This is a genomic window from Neisseria shayeganii 871, from assembly GCF_000226875.1.
Taxonomy (GTDB): Bacteria; Pseudomonadota; Gammaproteobacteria; order Burkholderiales; family Neisseriaceae; genus Eikenella; species Eikenella shayeganii.
The window spans coordinates 952280-965049 of sequence record NZ_JH164926.1 but is presented as its reverse complement, the minus strand read 5'-3'; the positions used below and the strand labels follow the sequence as shown (position 1 = coordinate 965049).

The following is a 12770-nucleotide window of genomic DNA, read 5'->3' as shown; positions in this document are numbered from 1 at the left end:
GCAAAGGTCTCAGCCTTTATCGTGAGCAAGAAAACATTATCCGGCTTAGCGCAGATATTTGCGCGTCAGATACTCCGAGCGTTCCAAGGTTTTTCGCAGTGCCGGCACGGCATCGCCGCTTTCCGCTTGGCTGCCGTCTTCCTTCCAAAAGGCTGTATTGCCTTCCGCCTGGTTGACGTGCGCCATTTTGCCGCCGCTCTCATAGAAATAAAGCATATCGATTTTGCCGTTTTGCGTGCGCATCATAAAAACCGGTTTGCCGTTTTCATAAAAACCGGACATGCTCCATTTGTTGCTTTGCTGATCGCCTTCGATGCTCAGCGCCAAACGGCCTTGCTCGTCATAATAGCCGCTGCGCAGGCTTTTGCCGTTTTGAATATCGACAAAATTTGTCACCCGCCCTTCCGGCGTGTACCAAATGGTGCGCCCTTCGGTAACCGCAACATCAAAGTTTTGTAAATCTTTGTCGTCAGGCACCACCACGGCATTGATTTGTTTGGTCTGGCTGTCTTGGTAGAAATCCTGCACCACGGCTTTCCCGTCGGCGTTGCGGCCCAGTAGCATGCGGTAGTAGCCGCCGCGCATCGGCTGTTGGGCCAGTTCGCCGTCGGCGTTGTAATAGGCAATGATTTTTTGCTCGCTTTGACGCAGCTGTTTGCCGGCATAATCGGCAGCGGCGCTTAAGGCTGCGGTATTGGCGGGCACATTGCCGTCGGGTGCAGTGGTGGCGCAAGCGCCCAGCACGACAGATAGCAAGGCGGAGGCCAGCAGTTTTTTTGTCATCAGTGTTCTCCTTATATGATATGAGTTGAGATTGGGAGTTGTAGGGTAGGACGTGTCATCCGGCGAGGGATGGCGGAAGGCTACCTGAAAGCGGGAAAATATGCCAGCGGATTGATGATTTGCTTAAGACTAGGTAGGGTATGACACTTGCAGGTGTGTGGCGCCTGAAAATATGGCTTATCTGGCATCTTATTTGCTTGGAAATTTGACGCTCCCAAGTTTTCGCCAAACTCGGAATACGCTACAATATATTTATGATTTGAAATCAATCTGGTTTCTCTGCAATCCCATGGTTGTATGGTTTTGGCACGCCAATTACCTAGGATTGTTGAGTGAGGGTGTGGATTCAATAGTAATTTTATGAATAAATAAAATCCATAGGTTGTTATATCTATGTAATGGTGCTTCCAATGGTGGTATAGACATATTATTATTATTTTTAATTTATTATTATTTTTTTTAATATATAGAAATTTGGAAAGCTCAGAAATTCATATCTGAAATTAGATTGATTGTAGGTAGGTTTTGTGTAACTGTTGGTCTTGATTTTATTTAAATAAATCATAAAGTAACTATCTAGAATTTATTTTTATTTGGATTGCTTAAATTAAATATTCAACATGTTACTTTTAATTGTATTCCATATCTAAATCTAAGAATCTAGAAAAGTTTTAAAATTAATTGATTAATGCTAAACCTGATGGGAGGCTGTTATGTCTACTGCAATTAAGAAAAAAATGATAAAAACCCCGATGAAATTATTGGCCGCTTTTGTTTTAAGTTGGCCAGCGGCAGCAAGCTCTGCCAATCTAAATATCAGTCAAAGTCCTTTGGCAGGTGTAACAGTCCAGTATGCACCTAATATTGCATTGGCATTATCGGTAGAGTTTCCTACAGCAGGTGCAGCTTATTCACAGAATCAATATACTGCAAACCGTTATCTTGCTAGTGGGCGCGAGCCGACTTTTCGTATTGATCGAGATCTAAAAGTATATTACAACGGCTATTTTGACAACAGGAAGTGTTATAGATTCATAGGTGCGTATGGGGATGGAAGTAGTTATTTTTCTCCTTCATCTGTGGCTCGGACTGATGCGAATGGTTTTGTTGGCTTATGCAATAACAATGGTGTCAAAGATGAGTATAGTGGTAATTTCATGAACTGGATGAGCATGTCTGCTCTGGATATTTTCCGTAGTACCATGACAGGAGGAAATCGTGCACGCGGTGTAGATGCAACATTGGCTAGTTACAGTGCTGGAGATACGGTGAATGCCACGTTTATTCGCCGAGCCAATGTGGTTAGTGGTCAAAATGGGAATATTGGTAATCGATTGAGGTATAGAGGGATTGAGCTGAATAATCGTAATGGTGATAATCCTAATGTGTCTATGATATATCGATTATTGCCGGAATATTATTTGCAGGCGGTATTTCCTGATCCGATGGGTTCTAGTCTGCGTCATATTCGTTACAATAATATGAGTATTCCCCGAGCAGCTGGCTTTGTTTATGAACATAATAACCAATTAGTTTCTAATGACGCTGAATTTGATGATGACACCCTCTATTTTATTAACCGAGGCTTTACCATTCGGCCAGCGCGGCGGATTAAAGATGGTAGCGCTTATAATTATGCTTATTTAGACTTTGATAAAGTCGATAATAATATGCGACACCCTTATGTGGCTGCCATACGAGGAGCTAAAAACAGAGGGTTGAGAAATCCCAAATGGAATTTGCCTGTGGTAGTAGAGGTATGTAAAAGAGACATGCCAGAAAGCAACTGTGTTGCCTATGGTAATAATTTAAAACCGGAAGGACTGCTTCAGAAACATGGACGTGAGCGAAATGCTAACAGTAAACCCATGCGCGTGGCAGCATTTGGTTATTTGAATCTATCTGGTCATACTGTTGATGGTGGGGTGTTGCGCAGTCGAATGAAGTATCTAGATAGAACGGAAACTGTTGGCTCAGTAGTGTATGGCAAGGAGTGGGATGATAGTACAGGTCAATTGGTGATTAATCCGGATAGTTATGATGCAGCACAAAGCGGTGTGAATAATAGTGGCGTCATCAATTATATGAATAAGTTTGGTGATGCAAATGGGTATAAGGTAAATGATCCTGGTTCAGAATTATATTACACTGCTCTGCGTTATTTGCGTAATGGCGGCAATATTTACCAACCGTCATCCATTACAGAAACGATGAAAGATGGCTTCCCTGCTATATTCAACTGGGATGATCCTCTGACCCGTGGTCTTTCAGGTGCGAATAGTGCTGAAGCGCAATGCCGTCAAAATACTATTATTTATATCGGGGATACCAATACTTGGCATGATAACAAACTTCCTAATTTCGGAGTGGCTGGAGCGCCGATAGACAATATTCCTACAGAAACTGCTTTGAAGAGCCTTTTGGTTGCAGAGGGTAAGAGCAATAGTGACTGGAATGCAAACCGTGGTGCTCAGAACTCACCTTCTGGTATGGCGGGATTGGCATTTTGGGCGCGTACTCATGATATCCGTACCGATATTCCGGGTAACCAATATGGAAATAATTTTATTATTGATGTATTGGAAACGGGTGATTCTAAAATGCCGCCTATGAGCACTAGAGGTAATACTTACTATTGGGCAGCTAAGTATGGCGGATTCAATTATCAGCCCGGATCGGTTGATTTGCCCAATGATAATCGCAGTAGTTGGACGGATGATGCGCTGGGTCACAGTAGTGAGCCAAGTTTGTTTGCCGATGGTATGCCTCGGAATTTTGCCGTTGCCAATAATCCGGATAATATGATCGCAGCGCTAAATAAAGCATTCAACAACGCGGGCGCTTATCATGACCCTTCTCAAGCTACCCTTAGTCCTGTAGTGCAATCAGGTGAAGTATTGAATTTAGATGGTGCAGCACGACCGCTTGTCTTGCAGTCTTCTTATAACGGCAGCACTCTCTCGGGTGATGTCATTGCCAGTGAGCTGTCTTATGATGCAACCAGTCGCAGATTGTTATATACAGAACAATGGCGTGCGGCTCCTATTATGAAAACGGATTTTCATAATACCGGCTTTGTTAATCGTAATGTTTATACGCGGTCTGCTTCGGGCTCGACAGTTAAATTTGACGTGGCGAATTTGTCTCAATTTCAAGCAGCTTTAACGCAAAACTCTTCTCCCATTACTGACGCACAGAATTTGGTGCGGTATGTATTGGGTGATCCGAGCCAAGAAGGAAATGGGCTGCGTACACGTACTCAAATTATGGGCACAGTTGTGAGTCCGACGGTGAGACCTATTCTGAAACCTTCAATCAATCCTGTAGGTTGTACCTATAGTAGTACAGCTTTAAACCGCTCTAATTTCTATGCTGTTGCTGCCAATGATGGTATGTTGCACATTTTGGATTCGGCTGGCCATGAAAAATTGGCTTATATTCCATCAACAGCATTACCTAAGTTAGCTGCATACGCGACTCCCGATACCACACATCAATATTTAAATGACGGCTCCCCTGTGTATGCAGAAGTGTGTGATGGTTCTGCGGCTAGGTCAGTCTTGATCGGGACAGCAGGCAGGGGTGGGGCTTCAGTTTATGCGCTGGATGTGACAGATCTAAGTACACCTGGAGCCGGCAACATTATGTGGGAGTTTTCTGATGAAGATGATGCTGATTTAGGATTAACTGTTGCCAAGCCTGTTATTACTAAATCTATTTCCGGTACGCCTTTGGCAATTTTAAGTAGCGGGTACAATAACGGTAGTAATAAAGGTCATATTTATATATTGGATATTACCAAATCTACTGGTACTCCGTGGATATTGGGTACTAATTATTGGAAAGTTGAATTAGGCAATGCTGGTGTCGGAGAAGTCTTTGTTTACGATAGTAATAAAGATGGTGTGCCAGAAAGTATCTTTGCTGGTGATCTAGATGGTAAGATTTGGCAGGTGAACTATACTTCGGGAATTTGGACGAACGCACATCCCGGTGGTTTATTTACGCCCTCTACTGTCCGTCCGATTACCGGTGCTCCTTATGTACAGCAAATTGGCCGAAAAACATATCTGGTAGTTGGTACAGGGCAGTATCTGAATGAGGAGGGATTTAGTCATACGGCACAAAATTATGCTTATGGCTTGCTGTTAGATGGGAATCCAATTCATGAGCATGATTTATTGGAACAAAGTATTACCACAGTTAATCATAGTCTTGACAATGGTACTAAAACACTACATGAAATAACTAAAAATGAAATCAATGATATTCATAAAGGCTGGAAACTAAGATTATTAGCAGGACAAGCAATTGTGGCACCGGCTGGTATACGTGCAGATAAAGTAGCAGAGTTTGTTGCGGTACGCCGTGTTTCAAACAGTACGAACATTTGCGCAGTAAATGGTGCAACCAGTATTATTTCAATTGATGTTCAAAATGGTGGTCAGTATGACGAACCAATTTTTGATACCAATGGTGATGGAGTATTTGACCAGAATGACTTGCTTGGAGGTATGCTGGAAATTCATGGTTTGGTTTCTCCTCAATATGTTATTAGGAAAATTATGGCTAATGGCCAAGAAATGACCGTGCTTTTACTGGCAGGTGATACCGGTAGATTTGAAATTATCTTGAACCCCCTTATCGGTAAACCATATCTGCGCAGATTATCATGGCGTGAAATTTTCCAAACCGGAATTTGAGGTTTTAGGAGCCATTTACATTTAGCTGATGTAGCGTTTTTCAGGAAAGATCTAAGCCCTACGAAGTAAAAAATATGGGAAGATTGGATATCTTGCCAACATTTTTGCCTCGTAGGGCGTAGCTATTTATCAAAAATATCGCCATTAGGCGAGTCATCAATAGAGCTTAAGTTGTTGTCCCGCCATTAGCTGGCACGGACTCATTCTAAACTATTCAGGCTGGTCACCCCACTGTTTGCAGATGAATTCATAGGGCGTGAGTCTCTTCGAGGTCTTGAGCCTGTGGCTGAAGTTGTAGGCGTTCATGAAGTTGATCAGATGCCGGTATAGCTGTGCGTGGCCGTCGTCATGAAAGCGCTTGACTTCAGTTTGAGACCTTTGAAACCCTTCAGATGTGGATGCAGTTCAAGGCATAGCAGCGCAGCGAGCGCAGACATATCATCTAGATAGGCAAGTGAGCGAGCAGCGCCCAATGCAGAAATGCGCCGCAGATGGGGGTGAAATGATCTCAGTTTGTGAATCAGATGCCGTTGACGGTAAGCACCGTGTGAATGAGGTGGGGCACGGCATTCATCAGTTTGCGCAGAAACTGCGCTACCACCCTCTTGGTGGAGGGATTATGCAGTTCGGCAAAAGCAAACTTGGCAGTTCTGTCAATGGCAACAAACAGGTAAAGCCTGCCTTCGGTGGTATGCACCTCGGCTATATCGACATGAAAGTAGCCGATGGGATAGCGCTTGAAGCGTTTTTTGACGGGCTTGCCGGTCTCTGGTTCAGTCAGTCTGGAAATGCTGTGACGTTTCAGGCAGCGGTGCAAGGATGAACCGTCAGATGCGGGATGGTAGGCTGTAAGGCATACAGAAAGTCATCCAGCGGCAGCAGGGTATGCTGGCGGAAAGCAACAATGGTCGCCATCTTTCTCGATGGACAACACGGTAGAGCGCGGTTGCTTGGGTGGTGCTTGAGTCCGGTAGGTAAGTCGGTTACCGAGGTGCGTTTTTTCCACTTGGTCAGCGTTCTCAGGCTCTCTTGACTACATTGTATTGCTCGACGGCTTGCCTCTGTCGTGGTGGCGCTTGCATGAAGAACTTGTCCCGTGGTGTTTCCTTCCATTCGGGGAAGAAAATGGAACGAACTATTAAAGTCTGAGACTATACATCATTGGTTGTGGCTTTGTGTGTATTGAAGCTTACATAGACATTTGATTTGGTTTCCCAGTCCTTCCTGTCCGCCCAAGTTAACAGTTTCAAATTAAAACGTATAGCCGGTTTGCAGTTCTTCGTCGCCCACCAGCTCGAGCAGCAGTTCATAGAACGGCGCTAAGGCCGCGTAGCGGCGGGTGGTGCGGCGCAGGTAGTTGAGGAAGCGCGGGATTTCGGGACGGTATTTGTCTTTGCCGTCGCGGTGCCACAGGCGGGCGAAAATGCCGGCCACTTTGAGGTGGCGCTGTACGCCCATCCATTCGAAATCGCGGTAGAAGACATCGAATTCGGCCGGTACCGGCAAGCCGGCGGAGCGGGCTTTTTCCCAATAGCGCACGGCGATGTCGATCACGAATTCTTCTTCCCATTCGATAAAGGCATCGCGCAGCAGGGAGACCAAATCGTAGCTGATCGGGCCGTAGAGTGCGTCTTGGAAGTCGAGCACGCCCGGCCGGCCTTGGGTGAGCATCAGGTTGCGCACGATGAAATCGCGGTGTACGAACACCTGCGCTTGGGCATTGAGCACGGGCAGCAGGGCGGCCAAGCCTTGCTGCCAGAGCTGTTTCTGCTTGAAGTTCATGTTGCGGCCCAGTTCTTTGGCCATAAACCAGTCGGGAAACAGCTGCATTTCACGCCGGAACACGGCTTCGTCATACACGGGCAAAACGTCGGGCCGGCTCGATTTTTGCAGCTCCACCAGCGTATCTACGGCGTCGAGCAGCAGCAGTTGATGCATTTCCGGCCGGGTATCGTGTTCGAGGGCGGCCAGATAAGGCACGCGGCCGAAGTCTTCCAGTGCGGCAAAGCCTTGCGCGGTGTCGTGGTGGAAGACCTGCGGCACATGGACGGCGGAGAAAATATCGCGCACCTGCAGATAGGGTTCGATGCTCATTTTGTCGGGCGGGGCATCCATGCAGACCACGGTGCGGCCGTCGCCAAAGGTGGCGCGGAAGTAACGGCGGAAGTCGGCATCGGCGGCGGCAAAGGCCAGCGTGAAGTCTTGTTCGGGATAGCGCTGCCGCAGCCAGTTTTGCAATTCTTTTTCTCGTTGCATGATGGTTTTCGGTGGGAATCGGGTTAAAATACGCGCCATTTTACTGGCAAAACCGAAATAGGGTGATTCTTTTGCTCCGTTTATTCCGACCGAATCCCGTGGCTGTGGCCGTGTTGGCCGCTTGGAGTCTCACCGGCAGCCTGGCCGCCGCGCCCGTGCCGCTGGCTCAGGAAGGAGTGCGCTGCGACAGCCCGGATGCCCCCAAGCATCTGATTGAGCCAATAGGTACCGATGCGGGAAATGCGCCCGCAGACGGCGCCACCCGCATTGAGGCAGAACGGGTGGCCGGCCAGAGCGATGTACGGGTGCGGGCGGAAGGTGATGTGGTGGTCTCGCGTGACGACCAGGTGATTCGGGCCGATTGGATCGACTACCATCAACCTCAGGAAACCGTACGGGCGGGGGAAACCTTCACCTTGGAGCAAGGCAGCGGCCGCGTCAGCGGAGAAGCGTTGACCTACCGCTTGGACACCCATCAGGGCGAAGCGAAAAATGCCCGTTTCGAGTCCGACGACGGCGAACGCCGTTTTCAGGGCAGCGGCGAAACCGTGCGGGTAGAAGGTGAAAACCGCTACCGCTTAGAGAACGCCCGCTTCAATACCTGCAACCCCGGCGACGAAAGCTGGTACATCCGTGCATCCAGCATCGAAGCCGATTATGACCGCAATGTCGGCGTGGCGCGTAATGCGGCATTGGTTTTGGGCGGCGTACCCGTGTTTTACACCCCTTGGATCGATTTTCCGCTCAACGGCAACCGCAAAAGCGGTTTTTTGGTGCCGACGGTGAGCATAGGCTCGGACGGCGGCAGCGTGTCGCTGCCTTATTACTTCAATCTGGCGCCCCATTACGACGCCACGCTCACGCCCACGCTGTACACCCGCCGCGGCCTTCAGGTAGCCGGACAGCTGCGCTATCTGCAGCCCGACTACCGTGGGCAGCTGGATGTGGCCGTTTTGCCGAACGACAGGCTCAGCCGCCACGACACCCGTGCCCAGGCCGACTGGGTGCACCAACACCAATTCAGCCATACCCTCAGCGGCGGCATCGATTTCCATCAAGTCTCCGATGACGATTACTACCGCGATTTCTATAAACGCAACGACATCGCCACCAATGTCAACCTCAACCGCCAGGCTTGGCTGAGCCACCAAACCCGTTTGGGCGGCGGCCGCCTCGACAGCTATCTGACGGTGCAGAAATACCAGACACTGGCCAATGCCGACGGCTACGAAGACGCGCCCTACGCCCTGTTGCCGCGCCTAATCACCCAGTGGTCGCGCAACCTGCCCTATGCCGACGTGAGCGTTTACGGCCAATTCAGCCGCTTCAGCCACGATTGGAAACAGCAAGGCAGCCGTTTGGTACTCAGTCCGGCGATACGCGCTGAATTCAACCGCCCGTGGGGCTATTTGCGCCCCAAATTCCAACTGCACGCCACCTATTACGATTTGGACAGCTCCGGCGGCAAACCGGCCCGTTCGCTCAGCCGCGTGTTGCCGATTGTGAGCGTGGACGGCGGCCTGACCTTCGAGCGCCAGGCCGGCTGGCAGGGGCGGCGATATGTGCAGACCTTGGAGCCGCGCCTGTTTTATGCCTACATCCCCACCAAAGAGCAGGAAGACCTGCCCTTGTTCGATACCGCGGAAAACAGCTTCACTTACAGCCAGCTGTTCCGGGAAAACCGCTTTTCCGGCCACGACCGCATCAATGCCGCCAACTTTCTCACCACCGCCGTGCAAACCCGTCTTTACAATGCGGATAACGGCGAAGAGCGGCTGCGTGCCGGCATCGGCCAACGCCTCTATTTCAACCGCGACGATGTGGGCTTGGAAGGCCGGCGGACACGGCGCGGCAGCGGGCGCTCCGATGTGTTGGCGTTTGCCGACGGCCGCCTCACCGACAGCATTTGGGTGAACGGCGATGTGCATTACAACACCACGCTGAATGTAGCCGACAAATACAACCTCGGCCTGCGTTACAGCCCCGAGCCGGGCAAAACCGTCAGCATGCGCTACCAGTATCGTCGCGACGGCGAGATTTACGACAATATCTACGGCAAAGTCCGGCAGGCCGATGTGGCTTTCCAATGGCCGGTGAGCCGCAATCTGTATCTGGTCGGCCGCCACAGCTATTCCTTCACCGAGCGCAAACCGGTGGAGCACTTGCTGGGCATGGAATACATCAGCAGCTGCGGCTGCTGGAGCTTCAGCGCCGTCGGCCAGCATTATGTGACCGGCGTAAACTTGAGCAAAAACGCCGTATTCCTGCAATTGCGCTTGCGCGACTTAAGCAGTTTGGGCAACAATCCGCTCGAACCCCTGCGCCAGTCTGTGCCTGGCTACACCGATATCGAAGAGGTAAACCGCAAATGAAATTGAAAAACCTGTGTTTGGCTTTGGGCCTGAGTCTGTCTTTTCAGGTAGCCTCTGCCGACGCCGTGCGTCCGGTGGACAGCATCGTGGCCGTGGTGGACAACGAAGTCATCACCCAACGCGAGCTTAATCAGGCCGTCGCCTACAACCGCAGCCAACAAGACCGCGACACCCGCCTGTCCGACCAAGAGCTGCAGCGCCAATCGCTGATGCAGCTGGTCAACCAATCGCTGCTGGTGCAGGCCGGCAAGCGCAACAATGTACATGCCGGTGATGCCGAAGTAGAGGCCGAAATCGCCCGCATTGCCGCCGCCCGCCGTCAAAGCGTGGCACAGTTTGAAACCGCGCAAATGCGCTTGGGCATCGACCGCCGCGGCCTGCGCCGCCAAGTGCGCGACAGCCTGATCGCGCAAAAAGTGCAGCAAAACCAAATCATGCGCGAAGCCAGGGTCAGCGATGAAGAAGTGGAAGCCGTGATTGCCCGCAATCCCGGTGCCGCCCTGCCCGAAGCCGAGCCGAAACCGCAATACCGTGCCCAACACATTTTGATTACGGGCGACGGCGAGCGCGCCCAGCGCCTGGCCTTGCAAGTGGCGCAGGAAGCGCGCAGCGGTGTGGATTTCGCCCAACTGGCCCGCCAGTATTCGCAAGACACCAGTGCCCAACAAGGCGGTGATTTGGGCTGGATGGCTTCCGGCGAAACCGTGCCGGAATTCGAACGGGCGATGAGCGCGCTCAAGCCCGGCGAAGTCAGCCGCCCGGTGCGCAGCCAATTCGGCTGGCACATCATCCGCTTAAACGAAGTGCGCACCCCCAACTCCCGCGAAGACCGCATCCGCGCCGGTGTGCGTGAAGCCTTGGTGCAGGAAAAATCCCAAGCCGCCATGCAGCGGCTGCTGCAACAGCTGCATCAGGGCGGCTACGTTTCCATCCGTATGTAAGCAGCCGAAACAGGCTACCTGAACGCCGGCTGCGTTTCAGGTAGCCTGAGTCCTTTGCAAAACCCTCATCTGCGGCGTATTTCTGCGTTGCGCGTTTATGCCCTAAGGGTACTGCTCGCTCACTTGCCTCTCTGTATGATAGGTCTGTCCCACGCGGATTCCTGGCGTTCACGTTCGCTGTTCTGCTACGCCTGGAACTGCACATCCACATCTGGGGGTGTTGCAAAGGTCTCGTCTTTTTACAGCGGCCGCCCGCCGGATTCAGATTGTCCAGGCCACCTTCTTCCCAACCGTTCTTTCAGAAAGTGCCGTATGCGCCCTCTTGTTGCCGCCATCCGACTGGCTCATCTGCGCCACAATTATGAAACCTTGAAAACCATTCACGGCGGCCGCCTGTTGGCCGTGGTCAAAGCGAATGCCTACGGACACGGCGCGGTACGCTGTGCGCGGGCATTGGCCGATTTGACCGACGGCTTTGCCGTGGCCACGCCGGCCGAGGGCATCGAATTGCGCCAAGCCGGCATCGAAAACCCGATCGTGCTGCTCGAAGGCGTCTTTGAAGCGGCAGAATATGCCGAGGTGGACGCCTACCGTTTGTGGCCAGTGGTGCAGACGCAATGGCAGCTGGAAAGCCTGCTGGCCCACCCGTGGCAGCGGCCGGTCAGCGTGTGGTTGAAAATGGATTCCGGCATGCACCGCGCCGGTTTTTTCCCGCACAATTTCGCCCCCGCCCATCAGGCGCTGCTGCAAAGCCCGCACGTGGCCGATATCGTGAACATGAGCCACTTCGCCCGTGCCGACGAACCGGATCACCCGATGACCGCGCAACAGATGCAGGCTTTTGATACGGCAGTGGCCGATTTATCCGGCGCCTGCAGTCTGGCCAACTCGGCCGGCATACTGGCCCACCCCGCCGCGCGGCGGGATTGGGGACGGGCCGGCATCGCCCTCTACGGCATCGAACCCTTCCCCGGCGCGTGCGCCGATCTACGCCCGGTGATGCGCCTGAGCAGCCGCGTGTTTGCCGAGCGCACCCTGCAGCCGGGCGAACCGGTGGGCTACGGCGCGGCCTTCGTAACCGAACACTCCACCCGCGTCGGCGTGGTGGCCTGCGGTTACGCCGACGGCTACCCCCGTGCCTCGGGGAACGGCTGCCCGGTGACCATCGACGGCCATGCCGGCCGCATCATCGGACGGGTGAGCATGGACATGCTGACCGTGCAGTTGGACGACCACCATCAAGGCGTCGGCAGCGAGGTCGAACTGTGGGGCGACCGCGTATCGGTGGCCGAAGTGGCCGAACGTGCGGGCACCATCGCCTACGAACTGTTGTGCAATGTGAAGCGCGCCACCTTTGTGTATCAGGAATAAAGCCAGCTGCAGAATAAAGAAAAAGCACGCCCTCCGGCGTGCTTTTTTGCGTCAGGCTACCTGAAAAGCTGTGGCGTATGTTATAGCTAACTAAAATAAGAAACGTCCGACAACATTTCAGCTAAACAAGCATGCTCTGAAGCGATTTTCCGTAATTCCCGTTTAAAATTTGCCCACACTTTTTCAATCGGATTGAGATAGGGCGAATACGGAGGAAGCGGCAAAATCATGTGCTTTCCTTTCTGCGCCATTTCGCGTAACACCGCCATTCTGAGACCTTTGCAAAACCCCCCAAAAATCCTCTAAATTTCCACCGACACAAGTTTCGGGAATTCAGAGGATAT

Annotated in this window: 6 protein-coding genes and 2 pseudogenes; 4 read left to right on the top strand and 4 right to left on the bottom strand. The window is 51.6% G+C overall.

Annotation, left to right across the window (positions count from 1 at the left end; translation table 11 throughout):
- Positions 1–45: 45 nt before the first annotated feature.
- Positions 46–783: a hypothetical protein gene (locus HMPREF9371_RS04395; RefSeq protein WP_009118728.1), complete on the bottom strand. Its 738-nt coding sequence runs from the start codon at positions 781–783 to the stop codon at positions 46–48.
- Positions 784–1496: 713 nt separating this feature from the next.
- Here HMPREF9371_RS04395 and HMPREF9371_RS11615 point away from each other — a divergent pair.
- The gene (locus HMPREF9371_RS11615; RefSeq protein WP_083813978.1) at positions 1497–5486 is read left to right on the top strand and encodes a pilus assembly protein; all 3990 of its coding nucleotides are present in this window, start codon (positions 1497–1499) and stop codon (positions 5484–5486) included.
- A 210-nt stretch (positions 5487–5696) separates the two neighbouring features.
- On the opposite strand, the pseudogene HMPREF9371_RS11605 reads toward HMPREF9371_RS11615, so the two are convergent.
- Positions 5697–6599, bottom strand: a pseudogene (locus tag HMPREF9371_RS11605) (transposase family protein).
- Positions 6600–6737: 138 nt separating this feature from the next.
- Positions 6738–7742 carry an N-acetylmuramate/N-acetylglucosamine kinase AmgK gene (amgK, locus tag HMPREF9371_RS04385; RefSeq protein ID WP_040660157.1) on the bottom strand — a complete coding sequence of 335 codons (1005 nt, stop codon included), beginning with the start codon at positions 7740–7742 and terminating at the stop codon, positions 6738–6740.
- A gap of 71 nt (positions 7743–7813) precedes the next feature.
- Between amgK and HMPREF9371_RS04380 the strand changes: the two genes are divergently transcribed.
- The 3 genes from HMPREF9371_RS04380 to alr all read left to right on the top strand — a co-directional run bounded on the left by HMPREF9371_RS04380 (position 7814) and on the right by alr (position 12426).
- Positions 7814–10114 carry an LPS-assembly protein LptD gene (locus HMPREF9371_RS04380; protein ID WP_156786992.1) on the top strand — a complete coding sequence of 767 codons (2301 nt, stop codon included), beginning with the start codon at positions 7814–7816 and terminating at the stop codon, positions 10112–10114.
- Positions 10111–11055 carry a peptidylprolyl isomerase gene (locus tag HMPREF9371_RS04375; protein ID WP_009118722.1) on the top strand — a complete coding sequence of 315 codons (945 nt, stop codon included), beginning with the start codon at positions 10111–10113 and terminating at the stop codon, positions 11053–11055. The genes HMPREF9371_RS04380 and HMPREF9371_RS04375 overlap by 4 nt, the downstream gene beginning before the upstream one ends.
- Positions 11056–11367: 312 nt before the next feature.
- On the top strand, positions 11368–12426 hold the full coding sequence (gene alr, locus HMPREF9371_RS04370) for an alanine racemase (protein ID WP_009118721.1): 1059 nt from the start codon (positions 11368–11370) through the stop codon (positions 12424–12426).
- Positions 12427–12512: 86 nt separating this feature from the next.
- Here alr and HMPREF9371_RS11595 read toward each other — a convergent pair.
- Positions 12513–12698, bottom strand: a pseudogene (locus tag HMPREF9371_RS11595) (transposase); the annotation flags it as partial.
- Between the last annotated feature and the right edge of the window lie 72 nt (positions 12699–12770).

Excerpts from the sequence above, each read along its gene's own strand:
- HMPREF9371_RS04395 (WP_009118728.1), bottom strand. The coding sequence starts at position 783 with ATGACAAAAAAACTGCTGGCCTCCGCCTTGCTATCTGTCGTGCTGGGC.
- HMPREF9371_RS11615 (WP_083813978.1), top strand. The coding sequence starts at position 1,497 with ATGTCTACTGCAATTAAGAAAAAAATGATAAAAACCCCGATGAAATTA.
- amgK (WP_040660157.1), bottom strand. The coding sequence starts at position 7,742 with ATGCAACGAGAAAAAGAATTGCAAAACTGGCTGCGGCAGCGCTATCCC.
- HMPREF9371_RS04375 (WP_009118722.1), top strand. The coding sequence starts at position 10,111 with ATGAAATTGAAAAACCTGTGTTTGGCTTTGGGCCTGAGTCTGTCTTTT.
- alr (WP_009118721.1), top strand. The coding sequence starts at position 11,368 with ATGCGCCCTCTTGTTGCCGCCATCCGACTGGCTCATCTGCGCCACAAT.